Source organism: Lysobacter sp. GQ73, assembly GCF_059758755.1.
Genome location: NZ_JCAXEE010000006.1, coordinates 257,432 through 281,770, shown reverse-complemented (window position 1 = coordinate 281,770; position 24,339 = coordinate 257,432). Strand labels below are relative to the sequence as shown.

The 24,339-nt window shown below is 68.6% G+C and carries 23 protein-coding genes; 17 read left to right on the top strand and 6 right to left on the bottom strand.

Annotated features, from left to right (window positions below; translation table 11 throughout):
• Nucleotides 1–30: 30 nt before the first annotated feature.
• On the top strand, nt 31–588 hold the full coding sequence (locus AC6CH2_RS17850; RefSeq protein ID WP_498270356.1) for a YaeQ family protein: 558 nt from the start codon (nt 31–33) through the stop codon (nt 586–588).
• A gap of 2 nt (nt 589–590) precedes the next feature.
• A complete protein-coding gene (locus AC6CH2_RS17845; RefSeq protein ID WP_498270355.1) occupies nt 591–1,778 on the top strand; it encodes a BaiN/RdsA family NAD(P)/FAD-dependent oxidoreductase in 1,188 nt (395 codons plus the stop codon).
• 326 nt (nt 1,779–2,104) lie between these two features.
• Here the strand turns inward: AC6CH2_RS17845 and rimO are convergent, their stop codons facing one another.
• A complete protein-coding gene (rimO, locus tag AC6CH2_RS17840; protein ID WP_498270354.1) occupies nt 2,105–3,478 on the bottom strand; it encodes a 30S ribosomal protein S12 methylthiotransferase RimO in 1,374 nt (457 codons plus the stop codon).
• Nucleotides 3,479–3,612: 134 nt separating this feature from the next.
• Here rimO and AC6CH2_RS17835 point away from each other — a divergent pair, with 134 nt between their 5' ends.
• From AC6CH2_RS17835 to AC6CH2_RS17785, 11 genes are all read left to right on the top strand, one after another.
• The gene (locus AC6CH2_RS17835) at nt 3,613–4,287 is read left to right on the top strand and encodes a dienelactone hydrolase family protein (RefSeq protein ID WP_498270353.1); all 675 of its coding nucleotides are present in this window, start codon (nt 3,613–3,615) and stop codon (nt 4,285–4,287) included.
• On the top strand, nt 4,284–4,694 hold the full coding sequence (locus AC6CH2_RS17830) for an HIT domain-containing protein (RefSeq protein ID WP_498270352.1): 411 nt from the start codon (nt 4,284–4,286) through the stop codon (nt 4,692–4,694). The genes AC6CH2_RS17835 and AC6CH2_RS17830 overlap by 4 nt, the downstream gene beginning before the upstream one ends.
• Nucleotides 4,691–5,419, top strand: a complete 729-nt coding sequence (gene pxpB, locus AC6CH2_RS17825) for a 5-oxoprolinase subunit PxpB (RefSeq protein ID WP_498270351.1) — start codon at nt 4,691–4,693, stop codon at nt 5,417–5,419. Before AC6CH2_RS17830 ends, pxpB begins: the two co-directional genes overlap by 4 nt.
• Nucleotides 5,416–6,420, top strand: coding sequence for a 5-oxoprolinase subunit C family protein (locus AC6CH2_RS17820; RefSeq protein WP_498270350.1), 1,005 nt, complete (start codon nt 5,416–5,418; stop codon nt 6,418–6,420). The genes pxpB and AC6CH2_RS17820 overlap by 4 nt, the downstream gene beginning before the upstream one ends.
• Before the next feature lie 210 nt (nt 6,421–6,630).
• The gene (locus AC6CH2_RS17815) at nt 6,631–8,469 is read left to right on the top strand and encodes a DUF885 domain-containing protein (RefSeq protein ID WP_498270349.1); all 1,839 of its coding nucleotides are present in this window, start codon (nt 6,631–6,633) and stop codon (nt 8,467–8,469) included.
• Between the two features lie 309 nt (nt 8,470–8,778).
• A complete protein-coding gene (locus tag AC6CH2_RS17810) occupies nt 8,779–8,946 on the top strand; it encodes a LiaI-LiaF-like domain-containing protein (RefSeq protein WP_169795620.1) in 168 nt (55 codons plus the stop codon).
• 16 nt (nt 8,947–8,962) lie between these two features.
• Nucleotides 8,963–9,709, top strand: a complete 747-nt coding sequence (locus AC6CH2_RS17805) for a 5-oxoprolinase subunit PxpA (protein WP_498270348.1) — start codon at nt 8,963–8,965, stop codon at nt 9,707–9,709.
• A 70-nt stretch (nt 9,710–9,779) separates the two neighbouring features.
• Nucleotides 9,780–10,475, top strand: coding sequence for a DUF969 domain-containing protein (locus tag AC6CH2_RS17800; RefSeq protein WP_498270347.1), 696 nt, complete (start codon nt 9,780–9,782; stop codon nt 10,473–10,475).
• A complete protein-coding gene (locus AC6CH2_RS17795; protein WP_498270346.1) occupies nt 10,472–11,425 on the top strand; it encodes a DUF979 domain-containing protein in 954 nt (317 codons plus the stop codon). Before AC6CH2_RS17800 ends, AC6CH2_RS17795 begins: the two co-directional genes overlap by 4 nt.
• Nucleotides 11,422–12,120 carry a pyroglutamyl-peptidase I gene (gene pcp, locus AC6CH2_RS17790; protein ID WP_498270345.1) on the top strand — a complete coding sequence of 233 codons (699 nt, stop codon included), beginning with the start codon at nt 11,422–11,424 and terminating at the stop codon, nt 12,118–12,120. The genes AC6CH2_RS17795 and pcp overlap by 4 nt, the downstream gene beginning before the upstream one ends.
• A gap of 93 nt (nt 12,121–12,213) precedes the next feature.
• The gene (locus AC6CH2_RS17785) at nt 12,214–12,522 is read left to right on the top strand and encodes a hypothetical protein (RefSeq protein ID WP_498270344.1); all 309 of its coding nucleotides are present in this window, start codon (nt 12,214–12,216) and stop codon (nt 12,520–12,522) included.
• A gap of 175 nt (nt 12,523–12,697) precedes the next feature.
• On the opposite strand, the gene AC6CH2_RS17780 is transcribed toward AC6CH2_RS17785, so the two are convergent.
• The 3 genes from AC6CH2_RS17780 to apbC all read right to left on the bottom strand — a co-directional run bounded on the left by AC6CH2_RS17780 (nt 12,698) and on the right by apbC (nt 15,130).
• Complete coding sequence (locus AC6CH2_RS17780; protein WP_498270343.1) at nt 12,698–13,210, bottom strand: RDD family protein; 513 nt, start codon at nt 13,208–13,210, stop codon at nt 12,698–12,700.
• Between the two features lie 221 nt (nt 13,211–13,431).
• The gene (dcd, locus tag AC6CH2_RS17775) at nt 13,432–14,001 is read right to left on the bottom strand and encodes a dCTP deaminase (protein WP_031372257.1); all 570 of its coding nucleotides are present in this window, start codon (nt 13,999–14,001) and stop codon (nt 13,432–13,434) included.
• Nucleotides 14,002–14,062: 61 nt separating this feature from the next.
• Entirely contained in the window at nt 14,063–15,130 is a 1,068-nt protein-coding gene (apbC, locus tag AC6CH2_RS17770) for an iron-sulfur cluster carrier protein ApbC (protein WP_498270342.1), read from the bottom strand.
• 301 nt (nt 15,131–15,431) lie between these two features.
• Between apbC and AC6CH2_RS17765 the strand changes: the two genes are divergently transcribed.
• The 4 genes from AC6CH2_RS17765 to rnfB all read left to right on the top strand — a co-directional run bounded on the left by AC6CH2_RS17765 (nt 15,432) and on the right by rnfB (nt 21,665).
• Nucleotides 15,432–18,263, top strand: coding sequence for a TonB-dependent receptor plug domain-containing protein (locus tag AC6CH2_RS17765; protein ID WP_498270341.1), 2,832 nt, complete (start codon nt 15,432–15,434; stop codon nt 18,261–18,263).
• Nucleotides 18,264–18,454: 191 nt separating this feature from the next.
• Nucleotides 18,455–18,892 (top strand): DUF2147 domain-containing protein, encoded by a 438-nt coding sequence (locus AC6CH2_RS17760; RefSeq protein WP_498270340.1) that lies wholly within the window; start codon nt 18,455–18,457, stop codon nt 18,890–18,892.
• A 146-nt stretch (nt 18,893–19,038) separates the two neighbouring features.
• Nucleotides 19,039–21,135 (top strand): methionine--tRNA ligase, encoded by a 2,097-nt coding sequence (gene metG / locus AC6CH2_RS17755; protein ID WP_498270339.1) that lies wholly within the window; start codon nt 19,039–19,041, stop codon nt 21,133–21,135.
• Between the two features lie 101 nt (nt 21,136–21,236).
• A complete protein-coding gene (rnfB, locus tag AC6CH2_RS17750) occupies nt 21,237–21,665 on the top strand; it encodes an Rnf electron transport complex subunit RnfB (RefSeq protein ID WP_435396910.1) in 429 nt (142 codons plus the stop codon).
• Between the two features lie 361 nt (nt 21,666–22,026).
• Here the strand turns inward: rnfB and AC6CH2_RS17745 are convergent, their stop codons facing one another.
• Both AC6CH2_RS17745 and AC6CH2_RS17740 read right to left on the bottom strand, forming a co-directional pair.
• Nucleotides 22,027–23,259, bottom strand: coding sequence for a TraB/GumN family protein (locus tag AC6CH2_RS17745; RefSeq protein WP_498270338.1), 1,233 nt, complete (start codon nt 23,257–23,259; stop codon nt 22,027–22,029).
• Between the two features lie 82 nt (nt 23,260–23,341).
• A complete protein-coding gene (locus tag AC6CH2_RS17740; protein WP_498270337.1) occupies nt 23,342–24,331 on the bottom strand; it encodes a DUF1684 domain-containing protein in 990 nt (329 codons plus the stop codon).
• Between the last annotated feature and the right edge of the window lie 8 nt (nt 24,332–24,339).

Genomic DNA, 24,339 nt, shown 5'->3' with positions numbered 1-24,339 from the left:
ATGCGCGCTGTTTTCCTGCGAGCTCAGCCCATGGCGCCCAATGCCACCATCGTCAAGATCGAGTTGCAAATCAGCGACATGGACCGGCATTACTACGCCGCCCACGCCCTGACCCTGGCGCAACACCCGTCCGAAACCCAGCAACGGCTGATGGTGCGGATGCTGGCGTTCGCGCTGAACGCGCAAGAGCGGCTGGAATTCGGCCCGGGCCTGAGCAGCGAGGACGAACCCGACGTGGTGCTGCGCGACTACACCGGCGACATCGAGCTGTGGATCGACGTCGGCCAGCCCGACGAGTCGCGCATCCGCAAGGCCTGCGGCCGCGCGCGCCAGGTGGTGGTGGTGAACTACGGCGGCCGCGCCGCCGATATCTGGTGGGACAAGAACGTCGCGATCCTGCGCCGGCTCAAGAATCTGACGGTGCTCGACCTCGACCCCGCCGCAGTGGAAGCGATGGCCGGCCTGGTCGAACGCAGCTTCCGCCTCGATTGCCAGATCCAGGACGGCGAAGTGTCGCTGAGCACCGACAAGGGCGCGCTGGTGCTGACTCCCGGCGTGCGCCAGAGCGCGGACGCGCGAGCCGCCTGAGCATGACCGAGGCGGTCGATGTGCTGATCGTCGGCGGCGGCGCCGCCGGCCTGATGTGCGCCCTGACCGCGGGCCGCCGCGGCCTGCGCGCGGTAGTGCTCGAGCACGCCAACAAGGTCGGCAAGAAGATCCTGATGTCGGGCGGCGGGCGCTGCAATTTCACCAACACCGGCACCACCCCGGCCAATTACCTGTCGGCCAACCCGCACTTCTGCAAGTCCGCGCTGGCGCGCTACACGCCCTGGGATTTCATCGCGATGGTCGAGCGCCATCGCATCGCCTATCACGAGAAAGAGCTCGGCCAGCTGTTCTGCGATGTGTCGTCGAAGCTGATCGTGCAGATGCTGGTCGACGAATGCCTGGCGGCCGGGGTGCGCATCGAGATCGGCTGCGCGGTCGAGCGCATCGTGCATAACGAGGGCGACAGCGGCTTCCGCGTGCACACCGCGCACGGTGGGTTCGCGACGCGCTCGCTGGTGATCGCCAGCGGCGGCCTGTCGATCCCGAGCATGGGCGCAAGCGGTTTCGCTTACGAACTGGCGCGCCGCTACGGCCATAACGTGCTGCCGACCCGGGCCGGCCTGGTGCCGTTGACCCTCAGCGGCAAGCACCAGGAGCGGTTGCAGGAACTCAGCGGCGTCGCCCTGCCGGTCACCGCCACCTGCAACGGCCAGAGCTTCAGCAACCAGATGCTGATCACCCATCGCGGCATCAGCGGCCCGGCGATCCTGCAGATCTCGTCGTATTGGCAGCCGGGCGACGATCTGCGCCTGGACCTGTTGCCGGGGCAGGATGCGCTGGAGTGGCTGCAGACCCAGCAGCGCGAACGTTCTGCGGCGGAATTGAAGACCGTGCTCGGCGACGCGGTGCCGCGGCGTTTCGCCCAGCGCCTGTGCGAGGTCTGGCTCGGCAACAAGCCGATGAAGCAATACAACCTGCCGGAGCTGAAGCAGCTCGCCGCGACTTTAAGCGAGTGGCCGCTGATCGCCAGCGGCACCGAGGGTTATCGCACCGCCGAAGTCACCTTGGGCGGCGTGGATACCGACGAGCTGTCGTCGAGCACGATGCAGTCCAAGCGCGTGCCGGGGTTGTATTTCATCGGCGAGGCGATCGACGTGACCGGTTGGCTCGGCGGCTACAACTTCCAGTGGGCCTGGGCGTCGGGGCATGCGGCGGGACAGGCGGTTTGACTGTGGTTGCGTCGTGGGCCTGCTGGCGCGGTCGCGGCTTGCGCCGCTCCTACAGGGGATGGCGGCGTCGCGGATTTAGGGGCGGCGTGAGCCGCGACCCGTATCCGCAACGGCGTCGCGCAAGTCTGCTGATTGGGTCGCGACTTACGTCGCTCCTACAGGGGATGGCGGCGTCGCGGATGTAGGAGCGGCGTGAGCCGCGACCTCGAATCCACAGTGCGCCGTAGATCCATTGGCGCGGTCGCAGCTTGTGACCGCAGGAAATCCCTGTGGGACGCCGCTCCTACCCCGGAGCCTCGGGATGACGCCGCCGCTGCCGGCCCGCCTCAATCCTGCTCGACGGCTTCGCCGAACAGGTCGTGTTCGTCGCTGCCCATGATCTCGACGTCGACGAACTGGCCGACGCGCAGCTGTGCTTCGAGGCCGTTCTGGATCTGCACCAGGCCATCGATCTCCGGCGCGTCAGCCATCGAGCGGGCGATGGCGAGGTCGCCGTCGATGGCGTCGACCAGACAGCGCTGGATGCTGCCGACCTTGGCTTCGAGCTTGGCCGCGGAGATCTCGGCCTGGCGCTCCATGAAACGCGCCAGCCGCTCCTGCTTGACCTCCTCGTCCACCGGGTCGGGCAGGTCGTTGGCCTTGGCGCCGTCGACCGGCGAGTAGGCGAAGGCGCCGACGCGGTCGAGCTGGGCTTCGTCGAGGAAGTCGAGCAGTTCCTCGAACTCCTGCTCGGTCTCGCCCGGGAAGCCGACGATGAAGGTGCTGCGGATCGCGATGTCCGGGGCGATCGAACGCCAGCGCTGGATGCGCTCGAGAGTCTTGTCGACCGCGCCGGGACGCTTCATCAGCTTGAGCACGCGCGGGCTGGCGTGCTGGAACGGGATGTCGAGGTAAGGCAGCAGCTTGGGCATCCCGTTATGAGTCTGGGCCATCAAGGGGATGATGTCGTCGACGTGCGGATACGGGTAGACGTAGTGCAAACGCGTCCAGATGCCGAGCTCGCTGAGGCCTTCGCACAGCGCCTTCATCCGGGTCTGGTAGGTCTTGCCGCGCCATTCGCGCTCGGCGTACTTGACGTCGACGCCGTAGGCCGAGGTGTCCTGCGAGATCACCAGCAGTTCCTTGACCCCGCCCATCGCCAGCTTTTCGGCTTCGCGCAGCACTTCGTCGACCGGGCGCGAGACCAGGTCGCCGCGCATCGAGGGGATGATGCAGAAGCTGCAGCGGTGATTGCAGCCTTCGGAAATCTTCAGATAGGCGTAGTGCTTGGGCGTGAGCTTGACGCCGATGCCGTCGTCGCGGCGCGGCACCAGGTCGATGAAGGGGTCGTGCTTCGGCGGCAACGCCGCATGCACCGCGCTCATCACGCTGCCGTAGTCCTGCGGGCCGCTGATCGACAGCACGCCGGGGTGCGCTTCGCGGATCAGCTCCGAGCGCTTGCCGAGGCAGCCGGTGACGATGACCTTGCCGTTCTCGGCGATCGCTTCGCCGATCGCGTCCAGCGATTCGGTCACCGCCGAGTCGATGAAGCCGCAGGTGTTGACCACGACCACGTCGGCGGCGTCGTAGGTCTGGACGATGTCGTAACCCTCGACCCGCAACTGGGTGAGGATGCGTTCCGAATCGACCAGCGCCTTGGGGCAACCGAGACTGACGAAACCGACTTTGGGATTGGCTGGCGAGACGCTGGCGGAAGACATGAACGAGGAGACCTGAACAAGGGCGCCGGGCGCCGCAGGGGGCGGCCGGGCCCGGGCGGGAACCGCCGGGGCGCGAATTATAGCCTCCGGGGCTAAACTGGCCGCGGTTTTGATCATTCGTTCGGGAGCAGGCCATGGGCCACTGGATCGACCTCGACACCCCCGCCGGCACGGTCGCCGCCTGGCGCGCCGACCCGAGCGCGGTCCCGCGCGGCGCAGTGGTGGTGATTCAGGAGATTTTCGGGGTCAACGCGCATATCCGCGATGTCGCCGAGCGCTTCGCCCGGGCCGGTTACGCGGCGATCGCCCCGGCCCTGTTCGACCCGGTCGAACGCGGCGTCGAGCTCGGCTACGACCAATCCGCGGCCTCGCGCGGGGTCGAACTGCGCAATGCGGTGGGTTTCGACCGCGCCACCGAGATCGTCGGCGCCGCCGCCCACGTGTTGCAGAGCGAAGGCCTGCGCACCGCCGCGGTCGGCTTCTGCTGGGGCGGCTCGGTGGCTTTTCTCGCCAATACCCGCCTCGACCTGCCGGCGGTGAGCTATTACGGCGCGCGCACCGTGCCGTTCCTGAGCGAGCGGCCGCGTGCGCCGGTGCGCGCGCCGATCATGTTCCACTTCGGCCGCCACGACGGCAGCATCCCGCCGGAAGCGATCGAACAGCACCGGCAAGCCCTGCCGACCGCGCCGATCCATCTGTACGAAGCCGGCCACGGCTTCAATTGCAACCTGCGCGCCGACTACGACGCCGACAGCGCCGCGCTGGCCTGGACTCGCACGCTCGACTTTCTCGCGGACAGCCTCAAATGAACCCCTGGCACCTGCACCCGCAACTCGCCGACGACACCCATCCGGTCGCCCAATTCGAACTCAGCGAACTGCGCCTGATGGACGACGCCAATCATCCCTGGCTGATCCTGGTGCCGCGCGTCGATGGAGCGGTCGAACTGATCGACCTGGACGAGACGCAGCAGATCGCGTTGACCCGCGAGATCGCCCGCGCCAGCCGCGCCCTGCAGGCCGCGTTCAAGCCCTACAAGCTCAACGTCGCCGCGCTCGGCAACCTGGTACCGCAGTTGCACGTGCACGTGATCGCGCGCTACCGCGAAGACATCGCCTGGCCGCGTCCGGTCTGGGGCATGGCCAGCGCGCAACCGTATTCGCCCGAAGTGCTGGTGCAACGCATCCGCCGCCTGCAGGACGCGTTGCCGGCGTGAGCGCGGCCACGGCGCCGGCGCCGCCGGCCATCGTGTTCGAGGCGCTCGCCGACGACGCCTGGCTGCTGCGGCTCGGCGACGAAATCGACGACGCGATCAACGCCCGCGTGCACCGCCTCGCCGCGCGGCTGCGCGCGCACGCGCCGGCGTGGCTGCGCGACCTGGTGCCGGCCTACGCCAGCCTCGCGCTGTTTTTCGACGAGACCGCGATCGACGCGCTCGCGGTCAAGAGTTGGCTCAGCGCGCAGTGCGCGCAACCCGATACCGCCGGCGGCGAAACGCGGGCGACGCAGCGTCTGGTCGAGATCCCGGTCGCCTACGGCGGCGACTACGGCCCCGACCTCGAGCGCGGCGCGGCCGAACTCGGCCTGTCCGCGCAGGCACTGATCGCGCGCCACAGCGGCGGCGACTACACCGTGGCGATGATCGGCTTCGCCCCGGGCTTTCCGTATCTGGCCGGGCTCGACCCCGCGCTCGCGCTGCCGCGCCTGGCGACGCCGCGCACCGAAGTCGCCGCCGGCAGCGTCGCGATCGGCGGCGCCCAGACCGGCATCTATCCGCGCCCCGGCCCCGGCGGCTGGCGCTTGCTCGGGCGCACGCCGCTGGCCTTGTTCGACCTCGCGCGCACCGAGCCGAGCCTGCTGCAACCCGGCGACCGGGTGCGCTTCGTCGCCATCGACGCGGCCGAGTTCGCCGAACTTGCGCGCCTGCAGGCGCCGGCATGAGCGGGCGCAACGAAAACAGGCGAAAGGAATTCATCGAAGTGATCGCGCCCGGCCCGCTGACCAGCGTGCAGGACCGGGGCCGGCACGGCTGGCGCCACCTCGGCATCGCCCGCAGCGGCGCGCTCGACCCGGAACTGGCGGCGCTGGCCAATCATCTGGTCGGCAACCGCGACGACGACGCGGTGCTCGAACTGAGCCTGCATGGGCCCGGCTTGCGTTTGCCGCGGCCCTCGCGCATCGCTTTGCTCGGCGCCGCAGTCGACGCGCGCTTCGAGGGCTTGCCGCTGCCCATGGCGCGGCCGATCGACTTGCCGGCCGGCACGCTCAAGCTCGGCGGCGTGCGCAACGGCGTGCGCGCGTGGCTGGCGATCGCGGGCGGCTTCGAAGTCGAGCCGGTGCTCGGCAGCCGCAGCACCGATCTGCGCGGCGGTTTCGGCGGTCACCTGGGGCGCGCCTTGCAGGCCGGCGACCGTCTGCCGCTCGGCGCTTCGCCAAGCTTGCGCATTGACGCGCTGCGCATCGACGCGCCGCGTATCGCGCCGTGGTGGGTCGACCCCGATTTCGGCGAAGACCCTCAGCTGCCGATCCGCTACCTGCCCAGCGCGGATCCGGCCCAAGCGGGCAGCGCCGCGGCGCTCGCGCGCCAGCCCTGGACCGTCGCCGCCGCCAGCAACCGCCAAGGCCTGCGCCTGGACGGCGCGCCCTTGCCCGCGGTCGGCGGCAGCGGCGTGTCCGAACCGGTCGCGCCCGGCACGATTCAGTTGCCGGCGGACGGCCACCCGATCGTCCTGCTGGCCGATGCGCAGACCGTCGGCGGGTACGCGCGCCTGGGCCATGTGATCGCCGCCGACCTGCCGCGGCTGGCGCAGGCGCCTCCGCACGCGCGGCTGCGCTTCCAGGCCTGCGATGCGCCGGCGGCGATTGCTGCGCTGCGGCATCGGCGCGAACGCATGGTGCGCCTGCGCCTGGCCGTGGCGTCGCGCTTGCCGCATACGCGCTGACTAAGCGCTGAGTAAGCGCTGATTGCGCGCCGACGGCATTGGCGGCCCGCGCCGCTGTGCCGAATTCGGCATCCAGCTAGGGCAAAAGGCACTATCGCTTCCGCCCCGGTTGCCGCGACGATCGACAGCGCATCCGGGCGCACGAACCGGCCAGGATGCGCGCGCCCGCCATCGAACCGCTTCGCCGTCATCGCCTTCTGGAGATTCCGCATGCGTTCCCTGCGTCTGTTGTCGCTGTCCGTCTGTGTCGTCGCCGCGCTCGCCGCCGGCTGCAAATCCGAAACCGCCGCGCCGGCCGCCGGCGCCGATGCCGCGCCCGCCGCGGCCAAGCCGGCCGGCGCCGAATGGGATGCCGCGGTCGACGGCTTCCTCAGCGGTTTCTTCGAGCACTTCCCGACCTGGGGCGCGAACGCCGGCAAGCACGAGTACGACGGCCGCCTGCCGGATTTCTCGGCCGAGGGCTTGCAGCGCAACATCCAGTGGCTGCATCGGCAGCGCGACGCGGTGAACGCCTTCGGCGACGAGCGCCTCGACGCCGCCCAGCGCTATCAGCGCGACTACGTGCGCGCGGTCATCGACGGCCAGTTGTTCTGGCTGGAAGACTCCGGTTTTTCCAGCAAGAACCCGGCCTTCTACGCCGGCGACCTGTCGCCGAGCATGTACCTGACCCGTCCCTACGCGCCCTTGCCGCAGCGCATGGCCGCGTTCGTGACCTATCAGGAAAACCTGCCCAAGGCGGTCGAGCAGATCCGCGCCAACCTCAAGGGGCCGTTGCCGGAAACCTACATCCAGCTCGGCACCTCGGTGTTCGGCGGGCTCGCCCGGTTCTTCAAGAACGACGTGCCGCAGGCCTTCGCCGAAGTGAAGGACGACGCGCTGCAGACCCGGTTCAAGGCCTCCAACGCCAAGGCCGCCGAGGCCATGCAGGGCCTGTCGGACTGGCTCGCCGCGCAGAAGCCGCAGGCCACCCAGGACTACGCGCTCGGCGCGGAAAAATTCTCGCGCATGCTCAAGGCCACCGAAGGCGTGGACCTGCCGCTGGACCAGTTGCGGGCCGCCGGCGAAGCCGACCTGGAGCGCAACCTGGCCGCGTTGAAGAGCGCCTGCGACCAGTACGCCAAGGGCAAGTCGCTCAACGACTGCATCACCCAGGTCAACGACGACAAGCCGGTCGGCGGCGCGGTCGAGGGCGCGCGCGCGCAACTGGTCGGCCTGCGCCAGTTCCTGGTCGACAAGGACCTGGTGACGATTCCGGGCACCGAGCAGGCCAAGGTCGAGGAAGCGCCGCCGTTCAACCGCAACAACTTCGCCTACATCGAGATCCCCGGCCCGTACGAGAAGAACCTGCCGTCGGTGTACTACATCGCCCCGCCCGATCCGAGCTGGCCGAAGGCCGAGCAGGACGCCTACGTGCCGGGCAAGGCCGACCTGTTGTTCACCTCGGCGCACGAAGTGTGGCCGGGCCATTTCCTGCAGTTCCTACACGCCAACCGTTCGCAGTGGAAGTTCGCCCAGTTGTTCGTCGGCTATGCCTATGCCGAAGGCTGGGCGCACTACACCGAGGAAATGATGTTCGACGCCGGCCTCGACGGCGCGACGCCGGAGGTCCACATCGGCCAGCTTACCAACGCGCTGCTGCGCAACGTGCGCTACTTGTCGGCGATCGGCCTGCACACCGGCGGCATGACCGTCGCCCAGTCCGAGCAGATGTTCAAGGACAAGGCCTTCCAGGACCCCGGCAACGCGCGCCAGCAGGCCGCGCGCGGCACCTACGATCCGGCTTACCTCAACTACACCCTGGGCAAGTTGATGATTATGCAGTTGCGCGAGGACTGGACCGCCACGCGCGGCGGCCGCAGCGCCTGGAAGAGCTTCCACGATCAGTTCCTCAGCTACGGCGGCCCGCCGATCCCGCTGCTGCGCGGCCAGATGCTGGGCACCGCGCCGGAAACCAAGCTGTGGACCGGGGCGAAGCCGGCGGGCGCCACCGCCGCCGCTGCGGCAACGCCGCCGGCCGCTGCGCCGGATGCCGCTGCAACGAAGCAGTGACCGGCAGCGCGGGTTCCGGTCAAGACCGCACCTCGAAGACTCGATACGCACCCAAGCTCCCTGCCCCTTTCGAAAGGGACAGGGAGACTTGCTGCTTCGGTCCGCGGCAAAGGCGAATCCCCCGGCGCAGCCGCTCCAGTCGCCCCCCGGATCCACCCGAGCGCCAGGCCCGCAACGAAGCGGCGGATCTCGCGCTCATGCGTTCGTCTGCGACCGAAGTCCCCAGGCGCTTGGTCCCCCCGCCCCAACCCGTCTAGACTCCTCGCGTCCCCGGGCCCGGCGCCCTGCCCCACACGAGACCGCGCACCCATGAAATCCCATGTCGTCGGCGCCCTGATCCTGATCGTCATCGGCACCTTGTTCCTGCTCAACAATCTGGGCCTCACCAACGTCAGCCTGACTCGCCTGCTGATGACCTGGTGGCCGGCGATCCTGATCGCGGTCGGCCTGGGCCTGCTGTTCAAGCGCGGCAAATAGCCGCGCGGAGCGCCTCATGCAGGACCGCATCGATTTCAATTGCGATCTCGGCGAGGGCTGCGGCGACGACGCCGCGATCCTGCCCTACGTCAGTTCGGCCAACATCGCCTGCGGCGGCCATGCCGGCGACGAGGCGACGATGCGCGAAACCCTGCGCCTGTGCCGCGAACACGGCGTCGCCGCCGGCGCTCATCCAGGCTACGACGATCCCGAGCATTTCGGCCGCCGCACCCTGCCGCTGAGCCGCGACGAAATCGGCATGCTGATGCTCAACCAGCTCGCCCGGCTCGCCGCGATCGCCGCCGACGAGAGGGTGCGACTGAGTCACGTCAAACCGCACGGCGCGCTGTACAACCTCGCCGCCGACGATCGCATCGCCGCCGAGGCCATCGTCGGCGCGGTCGCGGCGTTCGATCCGAACCTGGTCGTCTACGGCCTGTCGCAGTCGCGACTCACCCAGGCGGCCCAGGCCGCCGGCCTGCGCGTCGCCCACGAGGTGTTCGCCGAGCGCGGTTATGCGCGCAACGGCCGGCTGCTGCCGCGCGGCCAGCCCGGCGCGGTGATCGAGTCGCTCGACGACGCCATCGCCCAGGTGCGCGGTCTGGTGCTGCGCGGCGAAGTCGCCACCGCCGACGGCGGCCGTCTCGCGCTGCGCGCCGACACCTTGTGCCTGCACGGCGACCGCCGCGACGCGCCGGCGTTCGCGCGCGCGCTGCGCGCCGCGCTCGAGGCCGACGGCCTGCGGATCCTGCCGATCGCATGAGCGCCCGCGCGCCGCGGCCGAGGCAGCGACCCGCCCATCGACACCCGTTTTCCCTGAGCGAGCGCATGGCATGAACTATTGGCCCCTGATCGGCGTCGCCGCGGTCGTGATCGGTTTCGTACTGCGGCTCAACCCGGCGCTGGTGGTGGTCGCCGCCGGTTTCGTCACCGGCCTGGCCGCGCAGCTGTCGCCGCTCGACATTCTCGAAGTACTCGGCAAGGCGTTCACCGAGAAACGGTTCCTGTTGCTGTTCCTGCTGACCTTGCCGGTGATCGGCCTGCTCGAACGCCACGGCCTCAAGGAACACGCGCAGAACTGGGTCGCGCGCCTGCGCGGCGCGACCATGGCGCGGCTGTTGGTGGCGTATCTGCTGATGCGGCAGTTGTCTTCCGCGGTCGGCCTGACCAGCCTCGGCGGGCACCCGCAGACGGTGCGCCCGCTGCTCGCGCCGATGGCCGAGGGCGCGGCGCAGACCCGCCACGGCGAGCTCGACGACGACGAACGCCAGCGCATCCGCGCCCTGGCCGCCGGCACCGACAATGTCGGCATGTTCTTCGGCGAGGACATCTTCATCGCCTTCGGCGCGGTGCTGCTGATCCAGAGCTTCTTCGCCGAGCACGGCTTCAAGCTCGATCCTTTGCAGATCGCCTTGTGGGGCATCCCGACCGCGATCTGCGCCTTCGCGATCCATGCCGTGCGGATCTTCCGCTTCGAACGCAGGCTGGCGCAACGGCGCGCGGCGGCGGCGGAGCCGCCCTCGCCGTGATCACCCTGACCTTCGTCTACTGGGTGCTCGGCGCCTACTTCGGCCTGCTCGCCTGGCGCGGCCTGCGCGACCGCGCCAATCCGCGCCGCTTCGCCAACGGCGCGTTCTGGGGCCTGATCGCCCTGCTGATGTTCGCCGCCGAGCATCTGCCGAACAAGCTCGTCGGCGCCTGCGTGGTGGTGCTCGCGGTGCTCGCCGGTTTTGGCGGCCTCGGCAAGGGCGACTACGAGGAAACCGGCGCCGAAGAGAAACAAACCCAAGCGCGCCAGCTCGGCAACCGGCTGTTCTGGCCGGCCCTGCTGATCCCGGCGGTGACCCTGATCGGCGCGCTCGGCCTGAAGTACGTGCGCATCGGCGAGCTGCCCTTGCTGCAGACCGCCAACGTCACCCTGATCGCGCTCGCGATCGCCTGCCTGATCGCGCTCGCCGCCGCATGCCGCCTGACCGGGCAGACGCCGTGGAGCGGCGTCGAGCAATCGCGGCGGCTGGTCGATTCGATCGGCTGGGCGGCCTTGCTGCCGCTGCTGCTGGCCACGCTCGGCAGCGTGTTCGAGGCCGGCGGCGTCGGCCAGGCCGTGGCCGGCGTGGTGCGCTCGGTGATCCCGGTCGACAATGCGTTCGTCGTGGTCGCCGCCTACGCGCTCGGCATGGCCTTGTTCACCGTCATCATGGGCAATGCCTTCGCCGCGTTCCCGGTCATGACCGCCGGCATCGCCCTGCCCTTGCTGGTCCACCACCACGGCGCCGAACCGGCCTCGCTGGCGGCGATCGGCATGCTCTCGGGCTATTGCGGCACCCTGCTGACGCCGATGGCGGCGAACTACAACCTGGTACCGGCGGCCCTGCTCGAACTCAAGGACCCGTACGGGGTGATCCGCGCGCAGTGGCCGACCGGCGTGGTGCTGCTGGCCTGCAACGTGGTGCTGATGTACTGGATCGCTTTCCGGTGAACACGCCAGCCGCTACTTCGCAAGCGACCGCTCCGCAGGCGACGATCCTGTTGACCGGCTTCGCGCCGTTCGGCGGCGAGAGCGACAACCCGAGCTGGGAGGCGGTGCGCCGGCTCGACGGCGCGATCGTCGTCGGCGGCGACGGCCGCGAACATCGCGTCGTCGCGCGCTGCCTGCCGGTGGCGTTCGGCCAGTGCCTGAGCGAGTTGAACGAGGCCATCGACCGCCTGCAGCCGGCGCTGGTGCTGTGCGTCGGCCAGGCCGGCGGGCGCTCGCAGCTGTCGCTGGAACGCATCGCGATCAACATCGACGATGCGCGCATCGTCGACAACCTCGGGGCGCAGCCGATCGACGAGCCGGTGGTCGCCGGCGGCCCGGCCGCGTACTTCAGCGACTTGCCGATCAAGGCGATGCTCGCGGCGCTGCGCGCGGCCGGCATCCCGGCCGAGATTTCCCAGACCGCCGGCACCTATGTCTGCAATCACGTGTTCTACGGGCTGATGCACGCCCTGCGCACGCGCGACGGCGTTCGAGGCGGCTTCATCCACATTCCGTATGCTCCGGCACAGGCTGCGCGCCATGCCGGTGCGCCGAGCCTGGCGATCGACACCGTCGTGCACGGCCTGCGGGTGGCGCTGGAAACAGCGTTGAGCACGCGGATCGACCGGCGCATCGCCGGCGGCGCCGAGCACTGATCCGGCGTTCGTCGCGCAGCCGCTCATCGCAAGGCCGCCGCTCCACCCGGACGGCCGCTCATCGCACACCACAGACCCGACGGAGAATCCCCCATGCAACGCCTGCTGCTCGCCGCTCTGCTCGCTACCGCCACCCTCGCCGGTTCGATCGCCGCTCCGGCGCAGGCCGGCCTGTTCGACAAGAACCCCGACCAGGTCGCCACCGAGGCCGTCAACAAGAACCTGATCGCGGTGACCCTGTGGGTCGACGCGAGCTGGGGCTTCCGCAACCAGGGCGCGGCCAACGCGCTGAGTCGCGCGCACCAGGCCTTCACCACCCGCGGCTACGACGTGGTCAGCGTCGAGCCGTACATCGAGAACGGCGATCTGCAGGGGTTTTTCGTTACTTACCAGCGGCGTTGAGTTCCACCGCTTTCGTGTAGCGACGCAGGCGATCGGGACGGCGCGGTGGCGGCTTGCGCCGCTCCTACCCTAAAGGCCTTCCGCGTCGTGCGGGATCGCTGTTTGCGCCAGCCGTTAAAAAAGCGCCGATGCTTTCGCATCGGCGCTCTTTATTTGGGCATCGACGCGGCCGGGATCAGCGCGCGACGACGACCTTGGTGCCGGCGATCTGGTCGTGCAGGCAGCGACGGTCCTCGCGGAAGATCATCAGCACGTCGACCAGCTGGACGATCGCGCCCAGGCAGGGAATCAGGCCGATGCCCTGCGAGAACAAGTAGCGCTTGCCGAGCAGCTCGGCCAGGCTCGGCTGCAGGCCGTCCATGTCGACGATCTTGATCTTCATGACCTTCTTGCCCCAGGTCTGGCCGCTGGCGTTGAGCGGATAGGCCTGGACCAGGAAGAACACCACGAGGCCGATCAGGCCCCACATCATCTGCAGGCCGTAGCTCTGCTCGCCGCTCTGCGCCGCGGTCATGACTTGTTCGAAATAACCGCCGACGAACATCACCGGCACCAGCAGCACGATCATGATCACCGTGTCGATGATGGCGGCGACCAGCCGGATGCCGCGATCGGCCAGCTCCTCGCCGTCGTGCTCGGGCGGGGTCAGCGAGGATTGCGGGCTTTGATACGGGTTCTGCGGGTCCATTCCTTTGCTCCTTGGTTAGATGGCGCCGGCGGCCCCCTGCCGCGACGCCTGTCGAATTGTGACGGCGAACGATAACAGGACCGCGGCGTCCGTACGCATTCCATGCGAACGATTCGAACGAATTGGCGGGCTCGCCGGGGCGGCCGGCGGCGGCCGCCTGCGAAAACGGCCCGGTACGCATCCGCGCCGGGCCGTCGGGGCCGATGTCGCGGCGGCCGGGCTCAGGTGCGCGGCAGGGTCACGCCGACCTGGCCCTGGTACTTGCCGCCGCGGTCCTTGTAGGAGGTCTCGCAGACTTCGTCGGACTGGAAGAACAGCATCTGCGCCACGCCCTCGTTGGCGTAGATGCGCGCCGGCAACGGCGTGGTGTTGCTGAATTCCAGGGTGACGTGGCCTTCCCACTCCGGCTCCAGCGGCGTCACGTTGACGATGATGCCGCAGCGCGCATAGGTGCTCTTGCCCAGGCAGACTACCAGCACGTCGCGCGGGATGCGGAAGTACTCGACCGTGCGCGCCAGCGCGAACGAGTTCGGCGGGATGATGCAGACGTCGTTCTCGATGTCGACGAAGCTGCCCGGGTCGAAATGCTTGGGATCGACGATGGTCGAGTTGATGTTGGTGAAAACCTTGAACTCGCGCGAGCAGCGCACGTCGTAGCCGTAGCTGGAGGTGCCGTAGCTGACGATGCGCTGGCCGTCGGCCGCGTGCTTGACCTGGCCGGGCTCGAACGGCTCGATCATGCCGTGCTGCTCGGACATGCGGCGGATCCAACGGTCGGACTTGATGCTCATTGCGATGTTCCAGTAAGGGCAGCCGGGCCGCCGGTGACGAGGGAGGTGGTGCGGGCCGCGCTCAGCCGAGCAGCGAGGCCGAAATCGACGGCGTCGCCCGCGCGCGCAGCGCGAGCTGCACGGCGAGCCGGCGCGCGGTGGCGCGGTAGGCGCGCGCGGCCGCCGAATCCGGCGCCGCGGCGACGATCGGCACGCCGGCGTCGCCCTGCTCGCGGATGCCGATTTCCAGCGGCAGGCTGCCGAGCAGGGTCACGCCGTACTGGGCGGCCATGCGCGCGCCGCCGCCTTCGCCGAACAGGTGCTCGGCGTGGCCGCAGTTCGAGCACACGTGCACGGCCATGTTCTCGATCAGCCCGAGCACCGGCACTTCGACCTTCTCGAACATGCGCAGGGCTTTCTTGGCGTCGAGCGTGGCCACGTCCTGCGGGGTGGTGACGATGACCGCGCCGGCGACCGGGATCTTCTGCGACAGGGTCAGCTGGATGTCGCCCGTGCCCGGCGGCAGGTCGACGATCAGATAGTCGAGCTCGCCCCAGCGGGTGTCGTTGAGCAGGGTGGTCAGCGCCGAGGTCGCCATCGGGCCGCGCCAGATCATCGGCGTGTCCTGCTCGACCAGCGGGCCGATCGACATCGCTTCCAGGCCGTGCGCGCGCATCGGCTCGATGCTCTTGCCGTCCGGGCTGTCGGGTCGGCCGCTGAGGCCGAGCATCATCGGCACGCTGGGGCCGTAGATGTCGGCATCGAGCACGCCGACGCGGGCGCCGTCGGCGGCCAGGGCCAGGGCCAGGTTCACCGCGGTGGTCGATTTGCCGACGCCGCCCTTGCCCGAGCCGATCGCGATCAGGTTGCGCACGCTCGGCAGCGGCGACAGCTTGGGCTGGACCGTGTGCGACACGATGCGGGTGTTGAGCTCCAGGCTCGCCAGGCTCAGGCCCTGGCCGGCGAGCAGTTCGCCGATCGAAGCTTCGAGCCCGGCGCGCAAGCCGTCGAGCGGATAGCCGGCGGTGATCGAGATCGCGGCGCGGCCTTCGCCGACGCCGGCGCGGATGCGCGCCTCGCTGTCGCCCAGGCGCAGATCGGTCTCGGGGATGAGTAATGCCGCGATCGCGGCCTGCAAGCTCTCGCTCATGACGGCCGTCCGGCCGTATGGGGGGTCTGGTTGTGCATGGGGACTCTGAATGGGGGGCGGGCCGCTGGGCGGCCGGGACACATGGTAAGGCCTGGCGGGTGGCGCGGCAGCAAGCACCCGGCCCCGTGGGCCGTGCGCCCGGCCCGAGCACCCGGCGCCCGACGCAAGTGCTGACCGGTACCCGGTGACATCCCGATTAACCTCATGTTAATTTTCGCCACAAAGGGAACAACTTCACGCCAGGATCGGCAAATTCGATAAGCCGTCCGCGGAAGTCATTCGCTTTAGGGGGAAACCACCGATGTCCAACAAATCAAGCGGCCTGCGTCAGAGCAGGCTGTCACGGGCGCTCGTCGCCGCAATCTTCGTCAGCGCCGGCAGCCCGGCCTATGCCCAAAACCCGAGCGACCCGGCGGCGCCATCCGAGGAGGTCTCCAAGAAGACCACCGACGTCGCCGGCGTCGTCGTCACCGGTTCGCGCATCAAGCGCACGCAACTGGAAGGCCCCTCGCCGGTGACGGTGATCAGCTCGACCCAGATCCAGCGCGAAGGCTTCGTCAGCGTGTTCGATGCCCTGTCCACCCTCACCCAGAACGGCGGCACGACCCAGAACGAACTCAACTCGGCCGGCGGCTTCACTCCGAACGGCAGTCCGGTCAATCTGCGCGGCCTCGGCCCGGGCCGCACGCTGCTGCTGATCAACGGCCGCCGCGCCGCGGACTATCCGTTTCCGTACAACGGCCAGAGCAATTTCCAGAACTTCGGCAGCATCCCCTCGGCGGCGGTGGACCGGATCGAGATCCTGTCCGGCGGCGCCTCGGCGATCTACGGCTCCGATGCCGTCGCCGGCGTCATCAACGTGGTGCTCAAGACCGATTTCAACGGCGACAAGGTCACCGTGCGCGGCGGCACCTCGACCACCGGCGGCGGCGATTTCGGCAACCTGCAGTGGGTCGGCGGCCGCTCCGGCGACAACTGGAGCGTGACCTACGCCCTGGAGTATTTCGCCGACGAGCCGGTGTTCGGGTTCCAGCGCGATTTCATGGACTCGGCGGACGACAATCCTCGACCGGTTCCGGAGTTGGGCGTCAATCAGCCGACCGCCTCGTTGCGCCTGAACCGCCCCGGCGGCGCCGCCAACTCCTACATCGCCCCGCCCGCGGGCGTGTGCGATCGCTTCGACGGCGAATTCGTGCCGTTCAATTACCGCACGGTCGCGGCCGGCACCCGCGCGGTGACCAACGTCGGACGGGCCTGCGGTTCCTGGAACGATGTCGGTTACCAGACCATCGCCAACGGCAACAGCGACTGGTCGGGCTATGCCTACGGCACCTACGATTTCGGCAACGGCCTGCAGGCCTGGTCGAGCCTGCAGGGCTATTACTCCAAGTCGAAGCTGTCCGGCGGCACCGAGGCCATTAGCGGTCCGCACATCGACCGCACCGGCCGCGTCACCACCTGGTTCGACACCGGCTTCAACGCCAACATGAACCTGCAGCGCGTGCTGACGCCACAGGAGTACGGCGGCTTCGAGGCGATGTACCAGCGCTTCACCGAGAAGTCGCTCGACGTCGCGTTCGGGTTGCGCGGCACCCTCGGCGACCGCTTCGACTGGGACGTCACCGTCGGTCGCGCCGAATACCGCGCCGACCGCACGCGTCCGCGCCTGGACGGTTCGGCGGTCACCGACTGGTTCTTCGGCCCGCGCCTGAACACCACCGGCACGCCGCGCTACCGGCTCAATCTCGACCGCTTCTACACCCCGCTGACTCCGGCGCAGTACCGGGCGATGTCGACCACGCTGAAGTACGAGGCCGAGTCCTGGGTCAACCAGGGCAGCGCGACGATCTCAGGCGACCTGTTCGACCTGCCGGCCGGCCCGCTCGGCTTTGCCGCGGTGGTCGACTTCACCTCGCAGGGCTACGACCTCAACTCGCCGCGCAGCATCCTGCCGACCGTGGTCGAGACCTACAACCTCACCGGCACCAACGGCGGCGGCGAACGCGATCGCTACGCCGCGGGCGTGGAATTCAGCATTCCCATCCTGCCCTCGCTCAAGGCCAGCCTGGCCGGCCGCTTCGACAAGTACGACGACATCACCGCGGTCGACGACGCCAAGACCTGGGGTTACGGCCTGGAGTGGCGTCCGTTCGACAGCCTGCTGATCCGCGGCAACTACTCGACCAGTTTCAAGGCGCCGGACATGCACTTCGTGTTCAACGAAGGCAGCGGCAGCTTCAACACGGTCCTCGACACCTACCGCTGCCTCAATGCCGGCTTCGCCGCCTCGACCTGCACCGGTGCGGTCTACAACTACTCGATGTTCGCCACCAGCCAGGGCGAGCCCTCGCTGACCGAGGAAACCGGCGAGTCCTGGGGGGCCGGTCTGGTCTGGGACATCGGCGACAGCGTGTCGCTGTCGGTCGACTACTACGACATCAAGCTCGACGATGCGGTCACCACCCTGACCAGCACCTTCATCATGGACAACGAAGGCGGCTGCCGCACCGGCCTCACCCGCACCCGGCAGCCCTACGCCTTCGCCCCGGATTCGGCGTTCTGCCGCGAAGTCACCGGCCGCGTCACCCGCGAGACCGCGCCGGGCGAGCCGACCGACCGGGTGACCAACATCCGCAGCGGCCCGGTCAACCAGTCGCTGTTGCACGTGGCCGGCCTGGACGCCGCGGTGAACTGGCGTTTGAACACCGAGCGCTTCGGCGATTACCGCTGGGAGCTCGGCTGGACCCATACGCTCAAGAGCGAGCGTCAGCTGCTGGCGACCGATCCGGTCGACCGCGACTGGCGCGACGACATGACCAACTTCGACTTCCGCAGCCGCGTCCGCGGTTCGGTCTCGTGGCAGAAGCAGGACTGGAGCGCGACTGTCTTCATGACCCGCTACGGCAGCCTGCCGAACTGGCAGGAAACCGGACGCATCGCTCCGTATTTCCTCTGGAACCTGAACGTCGGCAAGCAGATCACCGACAAGGCCAAGGTCACGGTGTTCGTCAACAACGTCTTCAACAAGTTCCACCCGCGCGATAACGGCTACGACGCCTACCCGTACTTCTATCGCTCCTACAGCCCGATCGGCCGCGAAATCTCGGCCCAGCTCGAATACGCCTTCGACTGAACCGGCGATCGGTCCGAAGCCCGGCGCAAGCCGGGCTTCTCTTTGCCGGCGTGAACGGCGTCCGGGCCGTCATCCATACCCCGGCGGATGCGGTATAAAGACCGTAACCGCGAACCCCGGCCGGTCCATCGAGCGGTCCCGGACGCGGTCCGAATGAGCTTCGATCACGCCCAATCCCTGGGAGGGGACCCATGCGTACCAAACTGTTTGCACTGTTGCTGCTCGCCCTGCCGATGGCGGCGTTCGCCCAGGCCACGCCGGTCGGTTCCTGGACCACGGTCGACGACAAGACCGGCAAGCCCAAGTCGGTGGTCGAGATCTACGAAGCCAAGGACGGCAGCCTCGCCGGCCGCGTCAACGAAGTCCTGCAGTCCGACCGCGGCCCCAACCCGACCTGCGACAAGTGCTCGGGCGAGCGCAAGAACAAGCCGGTCGAGGGCATGGTGATCCTGTGGGGCATCCGCAAGGACGGCGGCAGCTGGACCGGCGGCCAGATCCTCGACCCGGCCACCGGCAAGATCTATTCGGTCAAGGTCACCCCGATCGACGGCGGCAAGAAACTCGAAGTCCGCGGCTTCATGGGCTTCTCGCTGCTCGGCCGCACCCAGACCTGGATGCGCCAGCAGTAAGCGCCGCGCCGGTCCGCGACCCACGGAAACCCGGCGGTTGCGCCGGGTTTCTTTTTGCGCCGGCGCCGGCCCCGGACCGCGCGGTCCGCCACGGCCGGCGCGCAGGCCCATGCCATAATTCACGACCACCCACGGCACCCGCACTCATGTCCCGCGAAATCGTCGTCTCCAACGCCCTGCCCTATGCCAACGGGCCGCTGCACCTCGGTCATCTGGTCGGTTACGGCCAGGCCGACATCTGGTGCCGCGCGCAGCGAATGAGCGGCCACCGCGTTCACTACATCTGCGCCGACGACACCCACGGCACCCCGATCATGCTCGGCGCCGAGAAGGCCGGCCTGACCCCGGAAGCGTTCATCGCCGGCGTCCAGGTAAGCCACGAGCGCGATTTCGCCGATTTCGGGATCAAGTTCGACCACTACGATTCGACCCACTCGGCCGGCAACCGCACCCTGACCGAAGGCTTCTACGCGCGCCTGGACAACAGCGGCCACATCACCCGCCGCTCGGTCGCGCAGTTGTACGACCCGGTCAAGGGCATGTTCCTGCCCGACCGCTACGTCAAGGGCATCTGCCCGAACTGCGGCACCCCCGACCAGTACGGCGACAACTGCGAGAACTGCGGCGCGACCTATGCGCCGACCGAACTCAAGGAGCCGCGCTCGGTGGTCAGCGGGGCGACGCCGGAGCTGCGCGAGTCCGAACACTTCTTCTTCGAGGTCGGTCATTTCGAGGGCTTCCTGCGCGACTGGCTGGCCGGCGACGTCGCCACGCCCGGGATCAAGGCCAAGCTGCACGAATGGCTCGATGTCGACGGCGGCCTGCGCGCCTGGGACATCTCGCGCGACGCGCCCTACTTCGGCTTCGAGATCCCCGGCCACCCGGGCAAGTACCTTTACGTCTGGCTCGACGCGCCGATCGGCTACCTGAGCAGCTTCCAGGCCCTGTGCGAACGCGAAGGCCTGGACTTCTGGTCCTACCTGGCGCGCGACAGCGACGCCGAACTGCACCACTTCATCGGCAAGGACATCGTCACCTTCCACGGCCTGTTCTGGCCGGCGGTGCTGCACGGCGCCGGGTTCCGCGCGCCGACCCGGTTGCACGTCAACGGCTACCTGATGGTCAACGGCGAGAAGATGTCGAAGTCGCGCGGCACCTTCATCCAGGCCCGCACTTATCTGGACGTCGGCCTCGACCCGGAAGCGCTGCGCTATTACTTCGCCACCAAGACCAGCGGCGGCGTCGAGGACATCGACCTCAACCTGTCCGACTTCGTCGCCCGGGTCAACGCCGACGTGGTGGGCAAGTTCGTCAACCTGGCCAGCCGCTGCGCCGGTTTCATCGAGAAGCGTTTCGACGGGCAGCTGTCGGCGACCCTGCCGGATGCGGCGATGTACCAGCGCTTCGTCGCCCAGCTCGGCCCGATCGCCGAGGCCTATGCGCGCAACGAAGCCGCCAGCGCGGTGCGCCTGACCATGGCTCTGGCCGACGAGGCCAACAAGTACATCGACGAGCACAAGCCCTGGGTGCTGGCCAAGCAGGATGGAGCGGAAACCCATCTGCAGGCCGTGTGCACGCAGGGCCTGAACCTGTTCCGCGTGCTCGCCGCCGCGCTCAAGCCGGTGCTGCCGCGCGTCTCCAGCGAAGCCGAGGCCTTCCTCGCCGCGCCGGTGACGCTGTGGCACGACCTCGCCGAGCCGCTGCTCGACCACAAGATCGGCGCCTACGCGCCGCTTTTCACCCGCATCGACACGAAACTGATCGACACCATGATTGAATCCAGCAAAGAATCCCTCGCCGCCTCGGCGCCGGCAGCCGTCGCCGCCGATGGCAAAAACCCGGGTACTGCCGTCGCCGCTGCGAGTTCAACGCCGGCTGCCGTGTCCTCGAGCCCGAATGCAGCGGTCGTCGCGACGGTTGGGATCGACGATTTCGCCAAGCTCGACCTGCGCATCGGCACGGTACGGGTGTGCGAATTCGTCGAAGGCTCCGACAAGCTGCTGCGCTTCGAACTCGACGCCGGCGAACTCGGCACGCGCCAGATCTTCTCCGGCATCCGCGGCTCCTACGCCGAGCCCGGCCAGTTGGTCGGCCGCAAGGTGGTGTTCATCGCCAACCTGGCCCCGCGCAAGATGCGCTTCGGCATCAGCGAAGGCATGATCCTGTCGGCCGGCTTCGACGGCGGCAGCCTGCACCTGCTCGACGTCGACGGCGGCGCCGCGCCGGGCATGCCGGTGAAGTGATGGCGGGCGAGAAGTGAGTTCGGAGGAGTGAGAAGTGAGCCCCGGCTACGAAACCTCCGCTTTTACTCACTCCTCACTTCTCTGCCCTCGTTTCTAGCCTCATGGATCTGACCGAGCGCCTCGACCGCCTGCTGCCGCAGACCCAATGCGGGCAATGCGGCTACGCGGGCTGTCGGCCCTACGCCGAAGCGATGGCGCGCGGCGAGGCCGGGATCGATCACTGCCCGCCCGGCGGCGACGCCGGCGCACGCGCCCTGGCGCGCCTGCTCGGCGTGCCGGCGCGGCCGTACGACCGCAGCCGCGGCGAACACAAGCCGGCGCCGGTCGCGCTGATCGTCGAAGCCGATTGCATCGGCTGCACCAAGTGCATCCAGGCCTGCCCGGTCGACGCCATCATCGGCGCGGCCAAGCACATGCACACGGTGATCGAACCGCTGTGCACCGGCTGCGAGCTATGCGTGCCGGCCTGCCCGGTGGATTGCATCGTGCTGGTCCCGGCAACCGACGCCAGCGTCGTCGGCGCTCAGTAGCGCGCGACGCACCGGTCCGTATCGCCGACAGGCTCGTCGTCGGAAGCAACCCTCGCCCCGGTTTAAGAAGGGGCGACCCGCGGGTGGATGCATCGAAATGAGATGAGCGAAAATCGTCGGCGAGTTCCGGACATCATCGCGCAGAGCCGCCGGCCGCTCTCCTGCCGTCATTCCAGCGAAGGCGGAGTCCGGAGACTTCGGCGTCGTGCCTCGACGAGGCCCTGGAGATTCGGCGGTCGCCGAAACAGAAACGAACCCGCCTTTGCGGGAGTGGCGACGCCATCGTCCCCTCATCGCGACTGGGCGCCCTGCACGGCGGCTGCGCATGCCTGTTGGCGAGTAACTCTGGCTCGACCGAGGTTTACTTCACCGGCTCTGGTTTGGGCGACTCTGGTTTGGGCGACTCTGGCTTGGTTGGCTCTTGCCCGATCGCCTCGGCCTCTACCGCCGCGCGCATGTCGTTGCCGTGCTTGTCGTCGCCGCGCCTGCTCGTATCGGGCTTGCTCGCCCCGTCCTTGCCGGCCTGGCCCTTGGCGGCCTGCTCCTTGCCGCGCTTGCCGTCGGCCGGTTTGCCCGCCTCCTTGGCGGCGAAGGCGCGCTCGGCGCCGATCACCGGCACCGCGCCGTCGGCCGGCGCGCCCTCGGTCGGTGCGCATACCGAGCACACGCGCTCGACCGTATAGCCCTTCGTGCGCAAGCGCTCGACCAAGCCATCGCTGCCGAGCAGATGCAGCGAGCCGACCACCACCAGACTGTCGCCCTGCTTGGACTCGTCGAGCATTTTCTGGATCTGCGGCAGCCAGGCTTCGTTGCGTTCGACGTTGACCATCCGGTAGGTCTGCGGGGTCTTCTGTTCCATCTCCACGCGCGCCTTCTCGTCGAGCTTGGCGAGATCGGCGTTGCGCCAGGCCGCGTGGATGTCGTCGAGCATGCCCGGCACGTCCTCGGGCTTGTCGACGAATTCGCGCAGCGCGGTGATCTGCTCGGGCAGCGGGCCCGAATCCATGACCTGCAGCTGCGACTCCATGGTCTCCAGGCCCGCGGTCGGCTTGCCGGCTTCGGCCGCCTGCCGCATCAGGTATTGATCCAGGCCCAGTTGCGGGCTGAAGCCCATCGACTGGGACACGCCGAGCACCAGCGACAGGTTGACGAACCAGGGTTCCAAGGCGTCGAGCTGGGCCAGCGAGCTGCCGTTCTTGGCCAGCACGCGGTTGAGCTTTTCGCGCAGGTCGGCCGGTAACACCTTGCTCAGGGTGCGGCCGTCGTCGTAGCGCGCACGCGCCATGAAGCGCTGCGGCACGCTCGGGTCGAACATCTCCTCCGGCGCGACCTCGAACACCAGCTTGCCGGCGCCGGCGAAGGCCTGGTCGATGTCCGACGACAGCGGGTAATCGTCGGCGCGCAGCAGATGGAACGAGCCCAGCAGATAGACCGCGTTGTCCTCGTCGGAGACTTTCCACAGCAAGGGCACCGGCGGCGCCTTCGCGGTCGCCGCGGGCGCGTCGCCGACGGCGCTCGCGGTCGCCGAGGTCAGCGATGCGCTGAGCACCGAGGCGGTGAACAAGGGCAGGACGAACAACTTCAGGAACCGCATGGGCAGACTGATCCTTGGGTCGGCGACGCGAAGGTCGGACTCGGTGATAGGGAGGGCGATGCGCCGCGATGAGGCCGCGGCCTCACGAGGCCTGCGCGGTGGCGCTCGCGGCCGGCACGGTGTCTTCGTGCTTGTAGGTCTTCTCGCCGGCCGCGATTTCCAGGTCGAGACGGTTTTCCGCCGGCGGCAGCGGACAGGTCGCGAACGCGGTGAACGCGCACGGCGGGTTGTAGGCCTTGTTGAAATCGACCGTCACCAGCCCTTGCAGGTTCGGCCGCGCGACGTCGAGGAAACGCCCGGCGCTGTAGCTCTGGTGGCCGCTGGTGCGGTCGGCGAACACCAGCAACAGCTCGTCGCCGCCCTGATCGAGCGCCTCGAGGCGATAGGTCCGGCCGTCGCGTTCGAATTCGATCGCGCCCGGGTTCGGAGTCGCCTCGATGGTGCCGATGATGTTGACGATGTCGATGCTCTTGCCCGGCGGATGGGCGATGAACTTCGCGCTGAGCTTCCAGTCCTGCCGCGGCTCCCAGTAGTCGATGCCCTTGAAGCCGGTCAGGGTCGGCGCCTGCGCATGGCGCGCGCGCAACAGATAGCGGTCGCCGCGCTTGATCACGGTCAGGATGCCCTGGCCCTCGTCGAAACCGATCTTGCTCGGACCGGCCGGATAATCGTCGGCGAGCAGGTTGACCGCGCCCTTGAGCGGCTGGTCGTTCAGGGTCAGCGACAACCCGCGCTCGGGAATGAAACGCAGGCGGCCCTTGTTGAGCGACAGCAGGCCGAAATGGGCCGGGCCGACACCGAGCCGGATGCCGTTGTCGGGATCGCTGCCGAAATAATGCGAGCCGGCATCGATCGGATACAGGCCGACCAGGCTGGCCCAGCCGTCGGGCTTGAGCAGTTCTTCCTTGCGTTGCTGGCGCCACAATTGCTGGTCGCGGCTGAAGTCGTCGCTGGCGGCGACCGCGCGCGCCGCCTCGCGCTTCTGCTCGGCCTGTTGTTCGGGCGAGTCGCAGGCGGCCAGGCCGAGCAGCAACAGGACCGACAACGCCGGCGCGGACATCGCGCTGGTCACGGCGCGTG